Here is a 22,300-nt window from a genome sequence, read left to right as displayed (position 1 = left end):
TACCATGAGCCAGGCTCGGGTTACCGAGCGCTGTCAGGAGGTCGAGTGTCCACTGTCGTCATCAAGCGGCCGCCCCGCCGACCGGCGCCGGAGATCCCGGTGGGTGAGCTGCCGGTGGACGCGCCGCCGGAGATCCCCGCCGTCGCTGGCGGGCGCTGGCAGCAGCTGCTCATGGTGCTGCCCATGCTCGGCGGCACCGTGGCGATGGCGATGATGTTCGGCCGCGGCGGGGGCGCCTACTCGTACGTGGTCGGCGGGATGTTCGGGCTCTCCTCGCTGGCCATGCTGGTGACCTCGTGGGGCAGCGCCTCCGGCACGCCGAAGAAGTCGGAGATGATGGCCGCCCGGCGGGACTACCTGCGGCACCTGACCGTGCTGCGGCGCCGGGTCCGGCAGACCGCCGGGCAGCAGCGCGCCGGGCTCTACTACCGGCACCCGGATCCCGGCCGGCTCTGGTCGACCGTCGACAGCCACCGGGTCTGGGAACGCCGCCCCACCGACCCGGACTTCGCGGTGGTCCGGGTCGCCGTCGGCCCGCAGACCCTCGCCACCCCGCTGGTTCCCCCGGTCACCCGCCCGCTGGAGGAGCTGGAACCGATGACCGCCGGCTCGCTGCGCCGGTTCCTGGACGCGTACTCCGTGGTGCCCGACCTGCCGGTGGCGCTCTCGCTGCGCAGCTTCGCCCGCGTCTTCGTACGGGCCGCCGGCCCGGCCGACGACGGCGACGGACCCGCCGCCCAGGCGCTGGCCCGGGCGGTGCTCGCCCAGCTCGCGGTCTTCCACGCCCCGGACGAGCTGCTCGTCGCCGTCTGCGCCGGGCCGGAGCGGCGGGCCGCCTGGGAGTGGGTCAAGTGGCTGCCGCACGCCCACCACCCCACCCGCACCGACGCGCTCGGCCCGGTCCGGCTGGTCACCAGCGCCGGGGCCGAGCTGGAGGGGCTGCTGGACGAGGTGCTGGCCAGCCGGTCCCGGTTCAGCCCCGCCGGCCCGGCCACCGACGGCCCGCACGTGGTGGTGGTGCTCGACGGGGGCGACCTGACCGGCGCCACCGACCTGACCGGCGACGGCGGCATCGACGCGGTCACGATCATCGACCTGGACACCCCGCCGCCGCGCCTGCTGGACCGGTTCGCGCTGCTGCTGGAGCTGCGCGGGGGCCGGCTGCACTCCCACTCCGCCGACGGGCACGCCGAGGTCGGTACGGCGGACCGGCTGGACCTCGTCGACGCGGAGGCCGTCGCCCGGCGGCTGGCCCCGCTGCGGCTGGCCACGGCGGCACGCGGCCCCGACGCCCCGCCGGGCGCGGAGCTGGGCCTGCCCGAGCTGCTCGGCCTCGGCGACCCGGAGAGCTTCACCGCCGAGCAGGGGTGGGCGCCCCGGTCCGCCCGGGAGCGGCTGCGGGTGCCGATCGGGGTGGGCACCGACGGCGGCGCCATCGAGCTGGACCTGAAGGAGTCGGCGCAGGACGGGATGGGGCCGCACGGCCTGCTGATCGGGGCGACCGGCTCCGGCAAGTCCGAGCTGCTGCGCACGCTGGTGCTCGGGCTGGCCGCCACGCACAGCTCGGAGCAGCTCAACTTCGTACTGATCGACTTCAAGGGCGGCGCGACCTTCGCCTCGTTCGACCGGCTGCCGCACACCGCCGCGGTGATCACCAACCTGGCCGACGCGCTGCCGCTTGTCGACCGGATGGTCGACGCCATCAACGGCGAGCTGGTCCGCCGCCAGGAGCTGCTGCGCCGGGCCGGCAACTTCGCGAGCCTGCGCGACTACGAGCGGGCGCGCGCCGCCGGCACCCCGCTCGCCCCGCTGCCGTCGCTACTGCTGATCTGCGACGAGTTCTCCGAGCTGCTCTCGGCCAAGCCCGACTTCATCGACCTGTTCGTGCAGATCGGCCGGCTGGGCCGGTCGCTCGGCGTGCACCTGCTGCTGGCCTCGCAGCGGCTGGAGGAGGGCCGGCTGCGCGGCCTCGACACCCACCTGTCGTACCGGATCGGGCTGCGGACCTTCTCGGCGCTGGAGTCCCGCACGGTGCTCGGGGTGCCGGACGCGCACGAGCTGCCCCGCTCCCCCGGCCACGGCTACCTGCGCTTCGGCACCGAGCCGCTGGTGCGGTTCAAGGCCGCGTACGTCTCGGGGGCGCTGCGCCGGCGCGGTGCGGCACCCGGCGCGGGCGGCACCGGGGCACCGCGCCTGCTCGCCTTCTCCACCCACCTGGTGCCCAAGCCGGAGCCGGTCGGGCCGCCCGCCCTGCCCGCGACGGCCGACGAGGGCGGCACGGAGAGCCTGCTGGAGCTGATGGTCGACCGGCTCGCCGGGCAGGGGCCGCCCGCCCACCAGGTCTGGCTGCCCCCGCTCGGCCGGGCGCCCGCGCTGGACGAGCTGCTCGGACCGGTCGGCGTGGACCCGGCGCGCGGTCTCACCTTCGGCAACCCGGAGCTGCACGGCGCGCTCCAGGTGCCGGTCGCGGTCGTCGACAGGCCCTTCGAGCAGCGCCGCGACGCGCTCTGGCTGGCGCTGGACGGCGCCGCCGGCCACGTCGCGGTGGTCGGCGGCCCGCAGAGCGGCAAGTCGACCGCGCTGCGCACGCTGATCTGCGCCCTGGCGCTCACCCACACCCCGACCGAGGTGCAGGTCTACTGCCTCGACTTCGGGGGCGGCGGGCTGGCCGCGCTGCGCGACCTGCCGCACGTCGGCGGGGTCACCGGCCGCGCCGACCCGACGGCCGTCCGGCGTACGGTCGGCGAGATCGCGACCCTGCTTGTCGACCGGGAACAGCGCTTCGCCGAGCTGGGCGTGGAGTCGATGGCCGCCTGGCGGCAGCGCCGGGCCGCGCTCGCGGGCACCGGCCAGCCCGGGGCCGACCCGTTCGGCGACGTGTTCCTGGTGGTGGACGGCTGGGCCACGCTGCGCGGCGAGTACGACGACCTGGAGCCCCTGATCACCGACCTGGCCACCCGGGGGCTGTCGTACGGGGTGCACGTGGTGGCGACGGCGGTGCGTTGGCTGGACTTCCGGCCGGCGATCCGGGACCTCTTCGGTTCCCGGCTGGAGCTGCGCCTCGGCGACCCGGCCGACTCGCTGGTGGCCCGCCGGGCGGCGGCGAACGTGCCGGAGAAGACCCCCGGCCGGGGCGTCACGGCGGAGAGCCTGCACTTCCTCACCGCGCTGCCGCAGCTCGCCGCCTCGGGCGGGGACACCACGGATCTGGTCAAGCAGTCCGCCGGGGGCTGGGCCGGCCCGGTCGCGCCCCCGGTGCGGCTGCTCCCGCCGGTGCTCCCGTACGTCGAACTGGACCTGGCCGCGGCCACCGGGCTGGGCATCCCGGTGGGGATCGCCGAGGCGGACCTGCGCCCGGTGGTGCTGGACTTCGCCACCGAGCCGCACTTCGTGGTCTTCGGCGACGCCGAGTGCGGCAAGTCGTCGTTCCTGCGCGCGCTGGCCACCTCGATCATGACCCGGTTCACCCCGGAGCAGGCCCGGGTCATCCTGGTCGACTACCGCCGCAGCCTGGTGGACCTGACCGAGTCGGCGTCGCCGCACCTGATCGGCTACGGCTCCGCCGCGGCGCACACCACCGACCTGGTCGAGTCCGCCGCCGGCTACATGGCGGGGCGGGCGCCCGGGCCCGACGTCACGCCCGCGCAGCTGCGGCAGCGGTCGTGGTGGTCCGGGCCGGAGCTGTTCGTGCTGGTCGACGACTACGACCTGGTCGCCGGCGGGCCGTCCAACCCGCTGCGCGCCCTGGAGGAGCACCTGCCGCACGCCCGGGACGTCGGGCTGCACCTGGTGCTCGCCCGCCGGTCGGGCGGTGCCGGCCGGGCCCAGTACGAGCCGCTCGTTCAGCGCCTGCGCGAACTGTCCACCTCGGGGCTGGTGATGGCGGGCAGCCCGGAGGAGGGGGCGCTGGTCGGCCCGGTCCGGCCCGGTCCGCTGCCCCCGGGGCGCGGCCGGCTGGTCACCCGGCGCGAGGGCGTACGCCTCGTCCAGTTGGCCCATCTGCCGCCGCCGTGACCGGTGTCCCGGGAACGCCCCGCAAGGCGGCGAGGAACCGGTAATCTCCGATCGTCATGTTTGCGTCGCGATGAATGCCTGAGGATGTGACGACCGTGCGGCACAGCTGTCCGCCAGCGGCTCGGCGGATCGCCGGACGTACGTTGCTCGGTCTGGCGGCCGCTGTCGTGTCGGTCGCGGGTCCGGTCACGGCGGCCGACGCCGCCCCTCCGCAGCCCGCCGCCCGGCCGGTCCTCGACCCGCCGGCCGTCGTCGTCCCGGTGGCGCTCGCGGCGCCCGACAGCAAGAACCGCCCCGACCAGGTCCGCGACGAGCAGTGGCAGCTCGACGTGTTGCAGGCGAAGACCGCGTGGCGCAGCTCGACCGGGCGGGGGGTCACCGTGGCGGTGATCGACTCCGGCGTGGACGCCGCCCATCCCGACCTGGCCGGCCAGGTGCTGCCCGGCCTCGACCTGGTCGCGCCCCGGGGTGCCGCCGGCGACCCCGATCCGGTCGGCCACGGCACCACCGTGGCCGGGCTGATCGCCGGCCGCAACGACGACGCGCGGGGGGCCGTCGGCCTGGCGCCGGACGCCCGGATCCTCCCGGTGCGCGTCCTCGACGCCGAGAACCGCTACGACGACGCCCTGATCGTCGCGAAGGGCGTGCGCTGGGCCGTCGACAACGGCGCCCGCGTGATCAACCTGTCGCTCGGCGGCAGCGGCGACAGCCCCGCCCTGGCGGCGGCGCTCGACTACGCCTTCGCCCGGGACGTCGTCGTGGTCGCCTGCACCGGCAACCTGGGCAACTCGTCCAACGCGAAGGTCTGGTACCCGGCCCGCGAGCCGGGCGTCATCGCGGTCGCCGGGTCGGAGCGCGACAGCGACAACCTCTGGTCCGGTTCGATCACCGGGCGGGCCACCGTGCTCACCGCCCCCGCGACCGGCCTGGTCGGGGCCCGGCCGGGCGGCTACTGGCGGGTGCAGGGCACCAGCTTCGCGGCGCCGCTGGTCGCCGCCACCGCCGCGCTGGTGCGGGCCCGCTACCCGGAGATGTCCGCCGGCGACGTCGTCAACCGGCTGCTCGCCACCGCCCGCGACATCGGCCCCACCGGCCGGGACGACCGTTTCGGGTACGGCATGGTCGACCCGGTCGCCGCGCTCGACGCCGAGGTGAGTCCCGTGGGCCGCAACCCGCTGGACGACGAGTCCTCGCCGGGCGTGGTCGGGTTCGGCCCGGCCCCGGGGGCGGCGCAGCCCGACGTCGCGGGGGTCGGCGGCGACCCGCGCGGCTTCACGGTGCCGCGCCAGCAGTCCCGCTGGGCGGCGCAGCCGGCGGGCGCGCAGGAGGAGACCACGCCGGAGCAGCTGTGGACCGGGGCCGCGTTCTTCGTCGCGCTGCTGACCGGGGCGGCGTTGATGGTGCGCCGGTTCCGCCAGTGGACCCCGCTGGCCTCGCCCCGGCGCACCACCGGGCCGTGGCGTCGCCCGCCGGCGCCCTGAACGGCCGGTCCGGTCGTCGTCGCCCTGCCGGGAGGAGCCACCGTCGCCCCGCGCGGGCAGACCGGCACCGGGTGGACGCCCCCGAACGGGTCTGAGCGGGCCGCGTCCCGGGTAGGGCCACTGTCATGAGCCCGTCCGGCCCACGTACCCTCGCCGCCCCGCCGTGCTCCTCGTGGCGGGGCCGCCGCCTGCACCCGGACCACGCCCGGGGCCTGCGGCTGACCCTCGCCGCGGCTGCCGCGTTCCTGGTCGCAGTGCCGTTCACGCTGCTGGCCGCCCTGGTCCTGGGAGACTGGTCCCCGCTGCGCCGGCTGGACACGGCGGTCACCGACGCGCTGGTCGGCTACGCCGCCGACCACCCGGCGTGGGTACGCCTGATGACCCTCTGGACCGACGTGTTCGCCCCGATGCCGCTACGCGTCGGCGCCCTCGTCCTGGTCCTCTGGCTGTTCCGCCGGGGTGCCCGGCAGCTGGCGGTCTGGGTGGCCGTCACCATGACCGTCGGCGGCCTGCTCAGCCCGCTGCTCAAGCTGCTCGTCGGCCGGCCCCGGCCGGACCTGCCGGACCCGGTGGCCGAGGCGCCCGGCCTGGCCTTCCCGTCCGGGCACGCGCTCAACGCCGCCCTCGCCGCCGGGGTGCTGCTGGTGGTTTTCCTCCCGTACGCCCGGCCGGCCGGGCGCCGGGTGGTGTGGACGGCCGCCCTGCTGCTCGCCCTGGTGACCGGATTCAGCCGGGTGGCCCTCGGCGTGCACTGGACCAGCGACGTGCTGGCCGGCTGGCTGCTCGGCGCGGCCGTGGTGGCCGCGACCGCCGCCGCCCTCACCGTCTGGCGGGCCGACCCGCCCGGGCGCCCGGCGCCGCCCACGGGTCACGGGCCGACGGGTACGGGGAGCTGACCGGTCAGGTGCACTCGCCGGTGCCGACGGCGCGGGTGCGCTCGGCGCCGGCGAGGGCGACGGGACGGGCCTCGGCCGCGGTCACCGCGAAGCCGGTGTTCGGATCGTCGGCCGCCGCCGCGAAGATCACCCCGAGCACCAGCCCGTTCGACGAGACCAGCGGGCCACCGGAGTTGCCGCTCTGCACGAGCGCCCGGATCGTGTAGACCTCCCGGGTCACGTTGCCGCCGGAGTAGATGTCCGGCCCGGTGATCCGGTCGACGTCCCGGATCCGCGCCGACTGGGCGTTGTACGGCCCGTCGAGCGGGAAGCCCAGCACGATCGCGTCGGCGCCGCTGCCCGCGTTGCCGGCCGCGAAGCGCATCGACGGGCCGGGCAGCCCGGGCACGTGCAGGACGGCCAGGTCCCGGTCGGGGTCGTAGACGACCACCTTGCTGTCGTACCGCTCGCCGTTCAGCTCGACGACGGTGGACCGGGTGCCGGCGACGACGTGCGCGTTGGTCATCACCCGGTCGTCGGCGTAGACGAAGCCGGAGCCCTCGATCCGGCGCGAGCAGCTCGGGGCGGAGCCGAGCACCTTGACCACCGAACGCTGGCTGTTGACCACCACCTGCGAGCCGGCGAGCGCCGGATCCGGCGGGGACACCTGACGGGCGCGGGTGGGTGCCAGGTCGCCGAAGACGTCGGGGAAGCCGTTGGTGTCGACGGTGTCCCGCAGCGCCGTGGAGAGCTGCTGCGCCTGGTCGGGCAGGACCCGGTCGACCACGGTGAGCAGCGCGCTGTTGCGCACCGAGGAGGCCAGCCAGGGCAGCGACGACGAGCCGAGCGGCACCGCGACGAGCCAGGCGACCAGCAGGACGGCGAAGAGCGAGACGAACGCCCCGCCGACGTCGTCGACCCGCTTGGCGACGTCACTGGTGATCGTCTTGCGCAGGTGCGAACCGATCCAGCCGGCGAGCGCCTGGCCGACCACCGCCAGCCCGAAGATCGCCACCAGGGAGATCAGCACCCGGGTGCCGCTGTCGACGAACTGCTGTGCCAGCAGCGGCCCCAGCTGGAGGCCCACCAGCGCGCCCAGGAAGAAGCCGGAGAACGACAGCACCCCGATGACGAAGCCCTGGCGGTATCCGCTGATCGCGAACACGAGCATGAGCAGCAGCAGTACGAGATCCACGGCGGACACGCGTCAAGCGTACGGGCACCGGGCTCGCGAGATGACCATCGCTTGCGGAAGGTGACCGTCCGGTCAGCGCACCGGGGTCTCGTCGACCGCGTCGGTGCCGGCCGAGGGCGCCGGGGTGGCCCCGGTCGGCGGCAGGTCCACGACCCGGTCGCGGGGCCACGGCCGGGCCCAGCCGCCCATGTCGAGCAGGGCGGCCAGCACCCCGGCGGTGAAGCCCCAGACCAGCATCCCGCGCGCCGAGAAGGCCGGGCCGATCCAGCCGCTCGGGTGGCGGACCCGCATCCGGTTCGCCGGGTCGACCAGCTCGGCGACCGGCAGCCGGGCCACGTGCGCCACCTCGGCCGGCTCCCGGGGGTGCACCGGGTGCGGCGCGTGCCACCAGGCGAGCACCGGGGTGACCACGAAGTCGCTGACCGGGATCCAGAGCTTCGGCAGCTCCGCCAGGACGGTGACGCTTGTCGGGTCGAGGCCGACCTCCTCGTTCGCCTCACGCAGGGCGGTCGCCCGGGCGTCGGCGTCCTCCGGGTCGGCCGCGCCGCCGGGGAAGGCGGGCTGCCCGGCGTGGTTGCGCAGGGTGGCCGCCCGCTGGAGGATCAGCACGTCCGGGCCGGCGCCGGGCTCCTCGCCGAGCAGCACCAGCACCGCGCTCTCCCGCCCCCCGCTCTCCGGGGTGACCAGCCGGGTGAAGTCCTCGCTGCGCGCGCTGCCGAGCCGGGTCAGCAGCGGGTCGAACCAGCCCGGCGGACGCCGGCTCACGCCCGCACCCCCGCGCCCCGCCGGTGGCCCGTGCCCGCGGGCCAGCGCCCCGAACGCACAGCGCGGCTCACGCCCGCACCCCCGCGCCCCGCCGGTGGCCCGTGCCCGCACCCCCGCGCCCCGTCGCGCGTGCCGGACGGCTCATGCCGGCACCGTCACGCCGAGGTGCTGGCGGACCAGGTCCGCCAGCCGGGCGTCGTCGAGGGCGCCGCTGGAGTCGATGTGCCGGATGCGGCCCTGCCCGTCGACGAAGACGGTCAGGGGGATGGCCTTGCGGTTCAGCTCCCGCTTCAGGCGCTCACCCTGGTCGACCAGCACCGGGAAGCGGACGCCGAAGTCCTCGCCGATGGCCTGGGCCGCCTCGCGGCCGTCCTGGTTGTTGACCCCGACCACCTGGAGCTGGCCGGCGGCCCGCTGGCTGAGCCGCTGGAAGGCGGGCAGCTCCTTGCGGCAGGGCGGGCACCAGGAGGCCCAGACGTTGATCACCGCCGGACCGCGCAGGTCGCGCAGGGCGACCGGGGCGCCGCCGGTGAAGCAGTTCAGGGTCAGCTCGGGCAGCGCCTGGCCCCCGCCCCCGGACGGGGCGGCGGGTGCGGCGGACGCGGGCGGCGTACCGAGGGCGGAGCAGTCCTGGAAGGGAGACGGCCGGCTGGCGGCGGCCTTCTGCCGGTCGGTGGGGCCCGGGTCCTTCTCCTCGGCGCCGGCGGTGCACCCCGCGACGGCCAGCAGCACGGGTACGAGCAGGGCGGCGAGCCGGCGCTTCACCGGTCGCGACTGCGGGGCTCGCAACACCGGCTCACTCCTCGCGCTCACAGCGATACCTCGGTTCGCGACTGCGGGGCTCGCAACACCGGCTCACTCCTCGCGCTCACGGTGCCTCCGCCACGACGGCCTGGACCGGCACCAGCTCCGGGTCGACCCCGGCCGCCACCGCCAGGTCCCGGGCCCGGGGGCCCTTGAGCAGCTTCGCGGCCGCCGCCGACTCGGTCGGACCGGTGCCGTACGACGGGCACAGCTTCGTCAGCGTGCACGCGCCGCAGGCCGGCTTGCGGGCGTGGCAGACCCGGCGGCCGTGGAAGATGATGCGGTGCGACAGCATGGTCCAGTCGCGCCGGGGGAAGAGCGCCCCGATCGCGTGCTCGATCTTGACGGGGTCGGTCTCGGCGGTCAGCCGCCAGCGCTGGACCAGCCGCTGGAAGTGCGTGTCGACGGTGATCCCGGGGACGTCGAAGGCGTTGCCGAGGATGACGTTGGCGGTCTTGCGGCCGATGCCGGGCAGCGTCACCAGGTCGGCGAGCTTGCCGGGGACGCGGCCGTCGTACCGCTCCACGAGGGCCTGGCCGAGCTTGATCAGCGAGTCGGTCTTGTTACGGTAGAAGCCGGTGGGCCGGATCAGCTCCTCCAGCTCCGCCCGGTCCGCCCCCGCGTAGTCGGCCGCGCTCGGGTAGCGGGCGAAGAGCTTCGGGGTGACCTCGTTGACCTTCTTGTCCGTGCACTGCGCGGAGAGGATCGTCGCGACGGCCAGCTCCAGGGCGTTGGAGTGGTCCAGTTCACAGTGCGCGTCAGGGTGGGTGTCGGTCAGCGCCCGGCCGATCCGGCGGGCGCGACGGGTGCGCCCGAGGTCGGTCTCGGTGAAGCCGGAGGAACTCGTGGTCACGCCGGCCAGCCTACGTCGCCCGGCCGACGGTCGGCCGGGTCCACGCGCCGCGCCGCCCCGGTCAGCCGCCCTGCGGCGCGCTGATCTCGCCGGAGTCGTCGAAGCCGGCGCCGGTCTCCGGGAAGTCGCTCTTGGTGAGCTGCTTCATCAGGCCCAGCCCGCGGTCGTCCTTGTCCATGGTCGGCTTGCCGATGGAGTTCATGTACGTCGAGACGAACGAGCCGCCGGCCCAGCTCCCGTCCGGCTTCAGCGAGACCTTCAGCACCCCGCCCCAGCCGAGCCGGCCGGCGTTGCTCAGCGAGTTTCCCCCACCGGCGAAGTTGCCCAGGCTGTACGCGATCAGCCGGCCCTTGTAGAACTCCATGCCGCGCAGCACGTGCGGGCCGTGCCCGACGATCAGGTCCGCCCCGGCGTCGATCATCGCCTTCGAGAACTTGACCGGGTCGCCCCGGTTCTCGCCGAGGAACATCTCGGTGCCGGGCCGCACCCGCGTCTTCTCGGAGCCCTCGCCGCCCATGTGCACCTGCACCACCACGATGTCGGCCATGCCGGCCGCCTTGGTGATCACCTTCTTCGCGGCGGCGATGTCGGTGAGGCTGTTGGACCAGACGTACGACGAGAAGCCGGCGACCGCGACCTTGACCCCCTTGACGTCGACCACGGTGATCTGGTCGGGCGCCCCGGTGTGCGCGAGGTCGTACTTCTCCAGCGCCTTCTGGGTGTTCTCGTAGCCCTTCGGCCCGAAGTCGTAGCCGTGGTTGTTGGCCTGGTTGAGCAGGTCGAAGCCCGCGTCGCGCAGGTGCGCGGCGTACTCCGGCGGGGCCCGGAACTGGAAGCAGCGGGTCGAGTTCGGGCCGCACTTGCCGGTGCCGGTGTCGACGGTGAGTGGCTCCTCCAGGTTGCCCATCACCAGGTCGGCGGCGAGCGCCTTCTCGACCGAGTCGAAGAAGCCCTTCCCGCCGTTGGGGGGCAGCCGGTTCGGCGCGTTGCCCATGATGATGTCGCCGGTCGCCGAGAGCGAGATCGCCTGCTCGGCGGGCGGTGTGGTGCTCGTGGGCTCGCCGGAGCGGACCGGGGCGCCGGTGTTGCCGCCGCCCGCGCCGGGCTGCCAGACCGCGTCGGACCCGGACCCGGGACCTCCGCAGCCGGCGGTGAGCAGGACGGCGAGCAGTCCGCCGAGGGCGAGTGCGGCCCGGCGACGCGGAGAGGAGGCGGCAGCGTACATCGAGCGCGACCTTATCGGGTGGGCAACGCCGAAACGAGGGCCGATCGGACGGAGTCTCAGCCCACCAGTCGGTCCGACCACGGGACCACGGTGCCCGCCCCGCCGGCCGTCACGGCGGCGTGCACGGCCCGGGCCAGCGGGGCGCCCCAGGTGGAGCGCGGTCCGCCGTACGCCGACTCGGGGCCGTCGACCGGGCAGAGCACGGTGACCGCGTCCGTCGGGGTGCCGGTGCCCGGCACGCCCAACTCGGCGATCGCCTGCGCCTTCGCCTCGGTGGCGGTGGCCACCGCGTTGACGAGGGCGGCGTCGCCGAGCCGGGCCGGGACGTACACGACGATGTTGACGGTGCCGACGCGCTGGGCCAGCGCCGCCGGGGCGGGCTCTGCCGCCCGGACCGGGGTGCCCAGGCCGACCGTCGCCCAGACCCGCACGCCGGTGTCCGTCCGGGCGACCACCTCGGCGACGTCCACCCCGGTCAGCAGGCCCACCCCGGGCCCGTCGAGGTCGAGCCGGTCGGCCAGTTCGGCCAGGTGGTCGGCGGGGTCGTCCCGGTCGTACGACATGGGCACGGTCGCGTTGACGACCCAGTGCCGGACGCCGATCCCGCCGCCCAGCGGCGCGGAACTGACCGCGCGCAGCGGGCGGTCGGCGCGCCAGAACAGCAGCGGAACGTCCCGACCGCCCTCCTGGCGGGCGGTCAGCACGGGTTCACTCAGCACGTGGTGACCCTACGACCCGGGTGTCGGGGGCGGGATCGGCGTCCGGAGGGCGCGCGATTTTACTGCTTGATCAGGCCCGGCAGGTTACGCCCAACGATCAAGTTTCCAGGGGTGCACCTCTGATTGCTGCTCACGTGCGCCTAGACTGGCGACGCGCGAGGGATCAGCGGACGGCGGACCCGGCCGACGGACGGCACGCGCAGGCGGAGGTGCGCGATGGACGAGGTACTGGCCCGCAGCGGGATCTTCCAGGGCGTCGACCCGGAGGCTGCCGAGGCGCTCGCCAAGGAGATGGAGACGCTCGAGGTCCGCAAGGGCGAGATCGTCTTCAACGAGGGCGAGCCCGGCGACAGTCTCTACATCCTGCTGTCCGGCAAGATCAAGGTCGGTCGGCGGGCTGCCGACGGCCGGCAGAACCTGATCGCGGTGATGGGCCCGTCGGACATGGTGGGCGAGCTGTCGCTCTTCGACCCCGGCCCCCGCACGGCGACCGCCACCGCGGTGACCGACACCCGGCTGGTGCGGCTGCGCAAGCAGGCCCTGCGCCCGTGGCTGAACAACCGGCCGGAGATCGCCGAGCAGCTGCTCCGCGTGCTCGCCCGCCGGCTGCGGCGGACGAACGACTCGCTGGCCGACCTGATCTTCACGGACGTGCCCGGCCGCGTCGCCAAGAACCTGCTCCAGATGGCCGGCCGCTTCGGCACCCGCGACGGCGGCGTGCTGCGGGTGACCCACGACCTCACCCAGGAGGAGATCGCCCAGCTCGTCGGCGCCTCCCGGGAGACCGTCAACAAGGCGCTGGCCGACTTCGCCTCGCGTGGGTGGCTGCGCCTGGACGGCAAGAGCATCATCATCCTCGACCCGGAGCGTCTGGCCCGCCGCGCCCGCGTCTGACGCACCCGGCTGATCTGCCCCGGGCTCTGTCTGCCCGGGGCAGAATCGCTGGACTCCGGCACGGGCCGGTGGGCACGGTGGAGCGATGCTGAACCGGGTCGCCGTTCTCTCCGACATCCACGGTGCGCTGCCGGCGCTGGAGGCCGTGCTGGCCGAGCCGGACGTCGCCGCCGCCGACCTGATCGTGCTCACCGGCGACATCGCGGCCGGCCCGCAGCCGGTCGAGGTGCTGGACGTGCTCGCCGGCCTGGGCGACCGGGCCTGCTGGGTGCGCGGCAACGCGGACCGCGAGCTGGTGGAGACCCGGGCCGGGCGCCCGTCCCCGGTCGACGTCTCCAACTGGGCGGCGGAGCAGCTGCGCGACGACCAGGTGGCCCGGTTGGCGGCGCTGCCGCTGACGGTCACCCTGGAGGTCGCCGGACTCGGTCCGGTGTTGTTCTGCCACGCCACCCCCCGCGACGACGAGGAGGTCGTGCTCGTCGACTCCCGGATGGAACGCTGGGCGGAGGTGCTCGCCGACGTCCCCGCCGAGGTCGGAACGGTGGTCTGCGGGCACACCCACATGCCGTTCACCCGGCTGGCCGACCGCCGGCTGATCGTCAACCCGGGCAGCATCGGGATGCCCTACGGCGGCCCCGGCGCCTTCTGGGCGCTCCTCGGTCCCGGCGTGGACCTGCGGCGTACCCCCTTCGACGTGGACGCGGCCTGCGCCCGGGTGGCGGCCGAGTCGGGCTTTCCCGACGCCGCCGACTGGGCGGACGAGTACCTGCGCTCCCGACACAGCGACGCCGCGGCCCTCGCGGTCTTCGCCCCGCGCGACGGCCGCTGAGCACCGGCCGGCGCGACGGGCGATGCGGGCGACGGGACGTGGGACGCGCCTGACGGGACGCGGAGGGAAGACCGGAGGAAGAACCCGGCCACCGCCCTGTCGAACTGAATCGTCTACGACATCAGTGGAATCCAGCGCCACGTCTCTGCGGTCACCTTGAGGGGCGCGGTCGCGCATGAGTCGTCTACGACATCAGCTCGACAGCGCCCCGTAGGTCATCCGCCGCCCTGCCCGCCACGCTGGCCACGGCCAGCCGGCTACGTGGCCGACACCGAGCACGCCGAGGCATCGCGGTGGCGGGGACGGCGGTCCTGCGAGCACCGGAGCCGGCGAGGCACGCGGCCGGGTCACCCGCACCGCAGAAAAAGTCAGTCTTGACTGTTTGTTTCTGCGGCGGCACGCTGTCCCCATGTCCGCATCGACCCGCGTCCCTCAGCAGGAACGCAGCCGCGCCACCCAGGCGCGGCTGCTGGAGGCGACCGTCGAGTGCCTGGTCGAGCACGGCTGGTCCGGCACCACCACCACCGTCGTCGCGGCCCGCGCCGGCGTCTCGCGCGGCGCCCAGTTGCACCACTATCCCACCAAGGCCGCGCTGGTCACGGCTGCCGTCGCCCACCTCGCGGAGCGGCGGGCGGAGGAGCTGCGCACCGAGGCCGAGGCACTGCCGCCCGGCCCGCAGCGGCTCGACCGGGTGATTGACCTGCTCGGCGCGGCCTTCACCGGCCCGCTCTTCGTCGCCGCCCTCGAACTGTGGGTCGCCGCGCGCACCGACCGGGAGCTGCGCGAGGCCCTGGTGCCGCTGGAGGCCCGGGTCGGCCGCGAGATGCACCGGCTCACCGTCGCGCTGCTCGACGTGGACGAACGCCGTCCGGGCGTACGCGAGGCGGTGCAGGCGACCCTCGACCTGCTCCGCGGGCTCGGCGTGGCCAACCTGCTCAACGACGACTCGGCCCGCCGCGCCGCCCTGCTGCACACCTGGAAGCGCCAGCTCGCCACCCTGCTCACCCCCTGATCGCCCGCCCTGACCGCCCCGCCCCGACCGGCCCGCCCTGGCCGCCCGCCCAGCCCTCCGGAGGCACCATGGTCGACCTCAAGGACCTGCTCGCGGACCTGGCCGACGAGTCCCAGCAGCTCGACGACCTGGTGACCCGCCCGCCGACCGACTGGGGACGTGCCACGCCGTCCCCGGGCTGGACCGTCGGGCACCAGATCGCCCACCTCGCCTGGACCGACCACGTCGCACTGCTCGCCGCCACCGACGCCGAGGCGTTCCTCGCCGTCGTGCTCGCTGCCCCCGACCCGGCCCGGCTCGTCGACGTCGGAGTGGCGGAGTTCCTCGCCCCGCCGAGCGAGTTGCTTCCCCGCTGGCGGGCCGGCCGGGCGGCGCTCACCGACGCGTTGGCACGCGTGCCGGCGGGCGGGAAGCTGCCCTGGTTCGGCACCCGGATGTCGGCCGCCTCGATGGCCACCGCCCGGATCATGGAGACCTGGGCGCACGGCACGGACGTGGCCGACGCGCTCGGCGTCACCCGCCCCGGCACGGCCCGACTGCGGCACGTGGCGCACCTCGGCTTCCGTACCCTCGGCCACAGCTTCGCCGCCCACGGCCGGCCGGTGCCGACGGCGCCGGTGCGGGTCGAGCTGGCGGCGCCGGACGGGGACACCTGGACGTACGGGCCGGCCGACGCCGCCGACCGGGTCACCGGTCCCGCGCTCGACTTCTGCCTGCTGGTCACCCAGCGGAGGCACCGCGCGGACCTGGCGCTGGCGGCGACCGGCCCGGTCGCCGACGCCTGGCTGGACGTCGCGCAGGCCTTCGCCGGCCCGCCGGGTCCCGGCCGCCCGCCGACGGCCCCCGCACCCGGCACGGCCGACGCACCCGACGCGACCGACACGGCGGACACGGCCGACGCGGCCGACGCGACCGACGCGGTCCCCGCTGCCGGGGCGGCCGGCCGGACCGGCGTGGCGGGCGGGGTGCCGGCGTGAGCGACGTACTGCGGGTGGGCAACGCCTCCGGCTTCTACGGCGACCGGTTCACGGCGTGGCGGGAGATGCTCGACGGCGGCGACCTGGACGTGCTGACCGGGGACTACCTCGCCGAGCTGACCATGCTGATCCTCGGCCGGGACCGGCTGCGCGACTCCTCCCTCGGCTACGCGAAGACCTTCCTCCGGCAACTGGAGGGCTGCCTAGGCACGGCGCTGGACCGGGGCATACGGATCGTGACAAACGCCGGCGGGCTGAACCCGGCCGGTCTGGCCGCCGCCATCGGGTCCCTCGCCGACCGGCTCGGCCTGACCGTCCGGGTCGGGTACGTCGAGGGCGACGCCCTCGCCCGCCCGGACGCGCTGACGGCGAACGCCTACCTGGGGGCGTACGGCATCGCGGCCTGCCTGGACGGCGGGGCGGACGTGGTGGTCACCGGCCGGGTGACCGACGCGTCCCTGGTGGTCGGGCCGGCGATCGCCCGGTTCGGCTGGGGGCGCGACGACCTGGACGCGCTGGCCGGGGCGACCGTCGCCGGTCACCTGGTCGAGTGCGGGGCGCAGGTGACGGGGGGCAACTTCAGCTTCTTCACGGAGCTGCCCGACGGCGGGCGGTGCCCCGGCTTCCCGGTCGCCGAGCTGCACCCCGACGGCTCCTGCGTGATCACCAAGCACCCGGGCACGGGCGGCGCGGTCACCGTGGAGACGGTCACCGCCCAGCTGCTCTACGAGGTCGGCGGCCCGGCCTACCTCGGGCCGGACGTGGTGACCCGGCTGGACACGGTGGAGCTGGCCGCCGACGGGCCGGACCGGGTACGGGTGAGCGGCGTCCGGGGTACGCCCCCGCCGGGCACCCTCAAGGTGGGCGTCAACAACCTCGGCGGCTTCCGCAACTCGATGACCTTCGTCCTGTGCGGGCTCGACATCCCCGCCAAGGCGGCCCTGGTGCGGAGCCAGGTCGAGGCGGCGGTCGGTACGGAGGGGCTGGAGTTCACCCTGGCCCGTACCGACCACGCCGACGCGGTCGACACCGAGGCGGCGAGCGCGCTGCTGCACGTACACCTGCGCGACGGCGACAAGGCGCGGGCCGGGCGGGCCTTCTCGGCCGCCGCGGTGGAACTGGCCCTGGCCTCCTACCCCGGCTGCACGCTGACCACGCTGCCGGGCGACGCGACGCCCTACGGGGTGTTCACCGCCGACGCCGTGCCGCAGGACACGGTGCCGCACGTCGCGGTGCTCCCCTCCGGCGAGCGGGTGTCGATCCCACCGCCGTCCCGCACCGCCGCCCCGGCGGACGGGCCGGCGACCGCCCCGGAGGCGGACGGCCCGCCGGCCGACCGGCTCACCCGGCGCGCGCCGCTCGGCGAGCTGGTCGGGGCGCGCTCCGGCGACAAGGGCGGCGACGCCAACCTGGGCGTCTGGGCCCGCACCGACGCCACCTGGTCGTGGCTGCGCGGCTGGCTGACCACCGCGCGGCTGCGCGAGCTGCTGCCGGAGACCGCGCCGCTGACCGTGGAGCGGTACGAGCTGCCGAACCTGCGGGCCGTCAACTTCGTCGTCCGGGGCCTGCTCGGGCAGGGGGTGGCCGCCTCCACCCGGTTCGATCCGCAGGCCAAGGCGCTCGGCGAGCTGCTCCGCTCCCGGCTCGTCGACCTGCCAACGGAGCTCACGCCCGGCCCGGACTCCCCGGCCGGCGGCGCGACGCCCCGGGAGAACCGATGACCATCGTGGACACGCCGGAGCGCCGGCAACTGCGGGAGCTGACCCGGGCCTTCGTCACCCGGGAGGTGCTGCCGCACCTGGACGACTGGGAGCGGGCCGGCGAGATTCCGCGGGAACTGCACGCCACCGCCGCCAAGCTCGGCCTGCTCGGCATCGGCTTCCCAGAGGCGGTCGGGGGTAGCGGCGGGGACCTGCTCGACTCGATCCTCGTCACCGAGGAGATCATCCGCTCCGGCGGCTCGTCCGGGCTGATCGCGGCGCTGTTCACCCACGGCATCGCCCTGCCGCACATCGTCGCCTCCGGCGACGCGGAGCTGATCGACCGGTACGTCCGGCCCACGCTTGCCGGCACCATGATCGGCGCGTTGGCGATCACCGAACCGGACGGCGGCTCGGACGTGGCGAGCATCCGCAGCCACGCCCAGCGCGACGGCGACCACTACGTGGTCAACGGGTCGAAGACCTACATCACCAGCGGCGTCCGGGCCGACTTCGTGACCACCGCCGTCTGCACCCTGCCGCCGGGCACCGGCGCCCTGACCCTGCTGGTGATCGACAAGGGTACGCCGGGCTTCACGGTCGGACGTCGGCTGGAGAAGCTCGGCTGGCACTGCTCCGACACCGCCGAGCTGTCCTTCGTCGACGTCCGGGTGCCGGTGACGAACCGGGTCGGCGCGGAGGACACCGCCTTCCTGGCGATCATGCAGAACTTCGCCGCGGAGCGGCTCTCGCTGGCCACCCAGGCATACGCCATCGCGCAGCGCTCCGTCGAGCTGACGGTGCGCTGGTGCCGGGACCGGTCCACGTTCGGCCGCCCCCTGGCGAGCCGACAACTGATCCGGCACCGGCTGGCCGAGATGCACACCCGCGCCGAGGCGGCCCGCGCGTACGTGCACGAGGTGGCGGCCCGGGTGGCGGCGGGCGAGCCGGTGGTGACCGAGGTGGCGATGGCGAAGAACGTCGCGGTGGCCGCCTGCGCCGAGGTGGTCGACCAGGCGCTCCAACTGCACGGCGGCTACGGCTACCTGCGCGACGCCGAGGTGGAGCGGCACTACCGCGACGCCCGGATCCTCGGCATCGGCGGCGGCACCACCGAGATCATGAACGAGATCATCGCGAAAGGCATGGGCCTGTGAGTGCGAGGAGTGAGCCGGGTTTGCGAGCCCCGCAGTCACGAACGAAGGAGGCCCTGTGAGTGCGAGGAGTGAGCCGGGTTTGCGAGCCCCGCAGTCACGAACGAAGGAGGCCCTGTGACGACACTGCGCAGCGCGGTCGACGCGTCCTCGCCGGGGTACCGCGCCAACCGGGAGGCGCTGCTGGAGCGCCTCGCCGAGCTGGAGACGGCCCTCGACCAGGCCCGCGCCGGCGGCGGCGAGAAGTACGTGGCCCGGCACCACAAGCGGGGCAAGCTGCTCCCCCGGGAGCGGATCGAGCTGCTGCTGGACCCGGACAGCCCGTTCCTGGAGCTGTCGCCGGTGGCGGCGTACGGCACCGACTTTCCCGTCGGCGCCAGCGTGGTGACCGGCATCGGCGTCGTCGAGGGCGTCGAGTGCCTCATCGTCGCGAACGATCCGACGGTACGCGGCGGCGCGGTGAACCCGTGGTCGCTGGCGAAGACCCGCCGGGCGGGCGAGATCGCCCTGGCCAACCGGCTGCCGATGGTGAACCTGGTCGAGTCGGCGGGCGCGGACCTGCCCACCCAGGCGGAGATCTTCATCCCGGGCGGGCGGGTGTTCCGCGACCTGACCCGGCTCTCGGCCGCGAAGATCCCCACGGTCAGCGTGGTCTTCGGCAACGCCACCGCCGGGGGCGCGTACGTGCCGGGGATGTCCGACCAGGTGATCATGATCCGGGACCGGTCGCAGGTCTACCTGGCCGGGCCGCCGCTGGTGAAGATGGCCACCGGCGAGGTCACCGACGACGAGTCCCTCGGCGGGGCGGCCATGCACGCGAGCACGTCCGGGCTGGCCGACTTCCTCGCCGAGGACGAGGCCGACGGCATCCGGCTCGCCCGGCAGTGCGTACGCCGGCTGAACCGGCGCAAGCAGGGCCCGCCGCCGCGCAACCCGGTCCCGGCCCCGCCGAAGTACGACCCGGAGGAGCTGCTCGGCATCGCCAGCGCCGACCTGAAGGTGCCGTTCGACCCGCGCGAGGTGCTGGCCCGGGTGCTCGACGGCAGCGAGTTCGACGAGTTCAAGCCGGCCTACGGCACCGCCCTGGTGACCGGCTGGGGCGAGCTGCACGGCTATCCCGTCGGGGTGCTGGCCAACGCGCGGGGCGTGCTGTTCAGCGAGGAGGCCCAGAAGGCGGCCCAGTTCATCCAGCTCGCCAACGCCGCCGACACCCCGCTGGTCTTCCTCCAGAACACCACCGGCTACATGGTCGGCACCGAGTACGAGCAGCGCGGCATCATCAAGCACGGCGCCCTGATGATCAACGCGGTGTCGAACTCGACGGTGCCGCACCTGACGGTCAACCTGGGCGCCTCCTACGGCGCTGGCAACTACGGCATGTGCGGGCGGGCGTACGAGCCGAGGTTCCTGTTCACCTGGCCGAACGCCAAGTCGGCGGTGATGGGGCCGGCGCAGCTCGCGGGCGTGCTGTCCATCGTGGCCCGGCAGGCCGCCGCCGCCCGCGGCCGGGACTACGACGAGGACTCCGACGCCGCGATGCGGATGATGGTCGAGCAGCAGATCGAGTCGCAGTCCGGCGCGCTCTTCCTCTCCGGCCGGCTCTACGACGACGGGGTGATCGACCCCCGGGACACCCGTACGGTCCTCGGGCTCTGCCTGTCGGCGATCCACAACGGACCAGTCAGGGGCGCCGACGGCTTCGGCGTCTTCCGCATGTGAGCGCGAGGACCGCCATGATCACAAAACTTCTGGTCGCGAACCGGGGCGAGATCGCCCGCCGGGTCTTCGCCACCTGCCGGACGCTGGGCGTCGAGACGGTGGCCGTGCACTCCGACGCCGACGCCGACGCGCCGTTCGTCGCCGAGGCCGACCACGCCGTCCGGCTGCCCGGGAACACGCCCGCCGAGACGTACCTGCGCATCGATCTCATCCTGGACGCGGCCCGCAGGGCGGGGGCGGACGCCGTCCACCCCGGCTACGGCTTCCTCGCCGAGAACGCCGAATTCGCCGCGGCGGTGACCGACGCCGGGCTGACCTGGGTCGGCCCGCCGGCCAAGGCGATCGCCGCGATGGGCGACAAGGTGGCGGCGAAGGCCCTGCTCGCCGAGGCGGGCGTGCCGATGCTGCCCACCTGGACCGACGCCGACGAGATCACCGACTTTCCGGTGCTGGTGAAGGCGTCCGCCGGGGGCGGTGGGCGCGGCATGCGGATCGTCCGCGACGCCGCCGGGCTGGCCGAGGCCGTCGCCTCCGCGCGCCGCGAGGCGGCTGCGGCGTTCGGCGACGGCACGGTCTTCATCGAGCGGTACGTCGAGCGCGGCCGGCACGTCGAGGTCCAGATCTTCGGCGACACGCACGGTACGGTGGCCGTCCAGGGCGTACGCGAGTGCTCGATCCAGCGCCGGCACCAGAAGATCGTCGAGGAGGCGCCCGGCGTCCTCCCGCACGAAGTACGCACGGCGCTGCACGAGGCGGCCGTGGCGGCGGGACGGGCGGTCGGCTACGTCGGCGCGGGCACGGTGGAATTCCTGCTCGCCCCGAGCGGTGAGTTCTTCTTCCTGGAGATGAACACCCGGCTCCAGGTGGAACACCCGGTCACCGAACTCTGCACCGGGCTGGACCTGGTCCGCCTGCAACTGATGGTCGCCGAGGGCCAACCCCTGCCGGAGAACGCCACCGACCCGCACTGGATGCGCGGCTACGCGATCGAGGTGCGACTCTGCGCCGAGGAGCCGGTGCAGGGCTGGCGTCCCGCCACCGGCACCGTCCACCGGTTCGCGGTCCCCGGGGTGGCCCGGGAGTTCGGCAACCTCCGGGCGATCGGCCTGCGGCTGGACTCCGGCGTCGTGGACGGCTCGACCGTCGGGGTGCACTACGACTCGATGCTGGCGAAGGTGATCGCCTGGGGCCAGACCCGCGCCGAGACGATCCGGCTGCTGGCCGACGCGCTGGCCCGGGCCGAGTTGCACGGGGTGGCCACCAACCGGGACCTGCTGGTCCGGGTGCTGCGCAGCCCGGAGTTCGGCGCCGTGGAGATCGACACCGGCTTCCTCGACCGGCACGGGGAGGTCTTCGCCCCGCTGCTGCCGGCCGACCAGCTCCCCCTGGTGGCCCTGGCCGCCGCGCTGGCCACCGCCGCCGCTCGCCGCGCCTCGGCGCCGGTGCTCGCCGGCCTCCCGTCGGGCTGGCGCAACGTGCCCGCGTTCCCGCAGGTCACCCGCTACGCGGGACCGGACGGCGAGATCGAGGTCCGCTACCGGCTGGACCGCTCGGGCGGCCTCGCCGAGTGGTCGACCTCGCCGGGCGCCGGCCCCACCGCCCGCACCGACGGGCCGCCCTCGGACGCGGCGGCCCCGACGGGCGGGCCAAACTCGGACGAGACGGCGGCAGGCGGGCCGTCGCCGGTGGTGAGCCTGGTCAAGGCCGCGCCGGACCGGGTGGTGCTCGACGTCGACGGGGTGCGGCGGGCGTACCGCGTACACCGGGTGTCCTCGGAGGTCTTCGTGGACGGCCCGGACGGGGCGGCGAGCCTGACCGAGCTGCCGCGTTTCCCCGAGCCCACGGCGGAGCTGGCGGCCGGGTCGCTGGTCGCGCCGCTGCCCGGCGCGGTGACCCGCGTGTACGTCGAGGTCGGCCAGCGGGTGGCGGCCGGTGACCTGCTGCTGACCCTGGAAGCGATGAAGCTGGAACATCCCGTGCTCGCCCCGGCCGACGGCGTGGTCGCCGAGCTTCCGGTCGCGGCCGGCGGGCAGGTCGACACGGGCGCCGTGCTGGCCGTGGTCAACCCCGAGTGATCCTGGAGG

At 74.9% G+C, this 22,300-nt stretch carries 16 protein-coding genes and 1 pseudogene; 11 read left to right on the top strand and 6 right to left on the bottom strand.

Annotated features, from left to right (window positions below; translation table 11 throughout):
* Positions 1 to 45: 45 nt before the first annotated feature.
* The 3 genes from eccCa (at position 46) to ACGFNF_RS23080 (ending at position 6,391) form a co-directional block, all read left to right on the top strand.
* Positions 46 to 4,014, top strand: a complete 3,969-nt coding sequence (gene eccCa / locus ACGFNF_RS23090) for a type VII secretion protein EccCa (protein ID WP_393170541.1) — start codon at positions 46 to 48, stop codon at positions 4,012 to 4,014.
* A 143-nt stretch (positions 4,015 to 4,157) separates the two neighbouring features.
* Complete coding sequence (gene mycP, locus ACGFNF_RS23085) at positions 4,158 to 5,495, top strand: type VII secretion-associated serine protease mycosin (RefSeq protein ID WP_393170539.1); 1,338 nt, start codon at positions 4,158 to 4,160, stop codon at positions 5,493 to 5,495.
* Positions 5,496 to 5,620: 125 nt separating this feature from the next.
* Positions 5,621 to 6,391 (top strand): phosphatase PAP2 family protein, encoded by a 771-nt coding sequence (locus tag ACGFNF_RS23080; RefSeq protein ID WP_393170537.1) that lies wholly within the window; start codon positions 5,621 to 5,623, stop codon positions 6,389 to 6,391.
* Positions 6,392 to 6,395: 4 nt separating this feature from the next.
* On the opposite strand, the gene ACGFNF_RS23075 is transcribed toward ACGFNF_RS23080, so the two are convergent.
* From ACGFNF_RS23075 to ACGFNF_RS23050, 6 genes are all read right to left on the bottom strand, one after another.
* Entirely contained in the window at positions 6,396 to 7,574 is a 1,179-nt protein-coding gene (locus ACGFNF_RS23075; protein WP_393170535.1) for a MarP family serine protease, read from the bottom strand.
* A 63-nt stretch (positions 7,575 to 7,637) separates the two neighbouring features.
* Positions 7,638 to 8,330 (bottom strand): CoA pyrophosphatase, encoded by a 693-nt coding sequence (locus ACGFNF_RS23070; protein ID WP_311413207.1) that lies wholly within the window; start codon positions 8,328 to 8,330, stop codon positions 7,638 to 7,640.
* A 141-nt stretch (positions 8,331 to 8,471) separates the two neighbouring features.
* On the bottom strand, positions 8,472 to 9,095 hold the full coding sequence (locus ACGFNF_RS23065; protein WP_357577968.1) for a TlpA disulfide reductase family protein: 624 nt from the start codon (positions 9,093 to 9,095) through the stop codon (positions 8,472 to 8,474).
* Positions 9,096 to 9,198: 103 nt separating this feature from the next.
* Positions 9,199 to 9,987, bottom strand: coding sequence for an endonuclease III (gene nth / locus ACGFNF_RS23060; protein WP_357577941.1), 789 nt, complete (start codon positions 9,985 to 9,987; stop codon positions 9,199 to 9,201).
* A gap of 61 nt (positions 9,988 to 10,048) precedes the next feature.
* A complete protein-coding gene (locus tag ACGFNF_RS23055) occupies positions 10,049 to 11,212 on the bottom strand; it encodes a CapA family protein (protein ID WP_357577942.1) in 1,164 nt (387 codons plus the stop codon).
* A gap of 56 nt (positions 11,213 to 11,268) precedes the next feature.
* Positions 11,269 to 11,931, bottom strand: coding sequence for an adenosylcobinamide amidohydrolase (locus ACGFNF_RS23050; protein WP_357577943.1), 663 nt, complete (start codon positions 11,929 to 11,931; stop codon positions 11,269 to 11,271).
* Positions 11,932 to 12,147: 216 nt separating this feature from the next.
* On the opposite strand from ACGFNF_RS23050, the gene ACGFNF_RS23045 reads away from it, so the two are divergent.
* The 8 genes and pseudogenes from ACGFNF_RS23045 (at position 12,148) to ACGFNF_RS23010 (ending at position 22,291) form a co-directional block, all read left to right on the top strand.
* Positions 12,148 to 12,825 carry a Crp/Fnr family transcriptional regulator gene (locus ACGFNF_RS23045; RefSeq protein ID WP_089003062.1) on the top strand — a complete coding sequence of 226 codons (678 nt, stop codon included), beginning with the start codon at positions 12,148 to 12,150 and terminating at the stop codon, positions 12,823 to 12,825.
* 85 nt (positions 12,826 to 12,910) lie between these two features.
* Entirely contained in the window at positions 12,911 to 13,654 is a 744-nt protein-coding gene (locus ACGFNF_RS23040) for a metallophosphoesterase family protein (RefSeq protein ID WP_357577944.1), read from the top strand.
* 409 nt (positions 13,655 to 14,063) lie between these two features.
* Positions 14,064 to 14,666: a TetR/AcrR family transcriptional regulator gene (locus tag ACGFNF_RS23035; RefSeq protein WP_357577945.1), complete on the top strand. Its 603-nt coding sequence runs from the start codon at positions 14,064 to 14,066 to the stop codon at positions 14,664 to 14,666.
* 68 nt (positions 14,667 to 14,734) lie between these two features.
* Positions 14,735 to 15,514 (top strand): annotated as a pseudogene (locus ACGFNF_RS23030) (TIGR03084 family metal-binding protein); the annotation flags it as partial.
* 125 nt (positions 15,515 to 15,639) lie between these two features.
* Positions 15,640 to 17,364: an acyclic terpene utilization AtuA family protein gene (locus tag ACGFNF_RS23025; protein ID WP_357577946.1), complete on the top strand. Its 1,725-nt coding sequence runs from the start codon at positions 15,640 to 15,642 to the stop codon at positions 17,362 to 17,364.
* Positions 17,361 to 18,500: an acyl-CoA dehydrogenase family protein gene (locus tag ACGFNF_RS23020; RefSeq protein WP_357577947.1), complete on the top strand. Its 1,140-nt coding sequence runs from the start codon at positions 17,361 to 17,363 to the stop codon at positions 18,498 to 18,500. The genes ACGFNF_RS23025 and ACGFNF_RS23020 overlap by 4 nt, the downstream gene beginning before the upstream one ends.
* 114 nt (positions 18,501 to 18,614) lie before the next feature.
* Positions 18,615 to 20,216 (top strand): carboxyl transferase domain-containing protein, encoded by a 1,602-nt coding sequence (locus tag ACGFNF_RS23015; protein ID WP_357577948.1) that lies wholly within the window; start codon positions 18,615 to 18,617, stop codon positions 20,214 to 20,216.
* A gap of 14 nt (positions 20,217 to 20,230) precedes the next feature.
* Positions 20,231 to 22,291, top strand: a complete 2,061-nt coding sequence (locus tag ACGFNF_RS23010) for a biotin carboxylase N-terminal domain-containing protein (RefSeq protein WP_393170530.1) — start codon at positions 20,231 to 20,233, stop codon at positions 22,289 to 22,291.
* The last annotated feature ends 9 nt before the right edge of the window (positions 22,292 to 22,300 follow it).

This window comes from Micromonospora sp. NPDC048868 (genome assembly GCF_043198195.1).
GTDB classification, from domain to species: Bacteria; Actinomycetota; Actinomycetes; order Mycobacteriales; family Micromonosporaceae; genus Micromonospora; species Micromonospora reichwaldensis.
Note: the sequence above shows the minus strand (reverse complement) of the source record. Positions and strands in the feature narration are given on the sequence as shown.

What these genes read in the sequence shown, in the direction of transcription:
- ACGFNF_RS23020 (WP_357577947.1), top strand. Translation starts at nt 17,361, where the DNA reads ATGACCATCGTGGACACGCCGGAGCGCCGGCAACTGCGGGAGCTGACC.
- ACGFNF_RS23010 (WP_393170530.1), top strand. Translation starts at nt 20,231, where the DNA reads ATGATCACAAAACTTCTGGTCGCGAACCGGGGCGAGATCGCCCGCCGG.
- ACGFNF_RS23055 (WP_357577942.1), bottom strand. Translation starts at nt 11,212, where the DNA reads ATGTACGCTGCCGCCTCCTCTCCGCGTCGCCGGGCCGCACTCGCCCTC.
- ACGFNF_RS23045 (WP_089003062.1), top strand. Translation starts at nt 12,148, where the DNA reads ATGGACGAGGTACTGGCCCGCAGCGGGATCTTCCAGGGCGTCGACCCG.
- ACGFNF_RS23080 (WP_393170537.1), top strand. Translation starts at nt 5,621, where the DNA reads ATGAGCCCGTCCGGCCCACGTACCCTCGCCGCCCCGCCGTGCTCCTCG.
- ACGFNF_RS23040 (WP_357577944.1), top strand. Translation starts at nt 12,911, where the DNA reads ATGCTGAACCGGGTCGCCGTTCTCTCCGACATCCACGGTGCGCTGCCG.
- ACGFNF_RS23035 (WP_357577945.1), top strand. Translation starts at nt 14,064, where the DNA reads ATGTCCGCATCGACCCGCGTCCCTCAGCAGGAACGCAGCCGCGCCACC.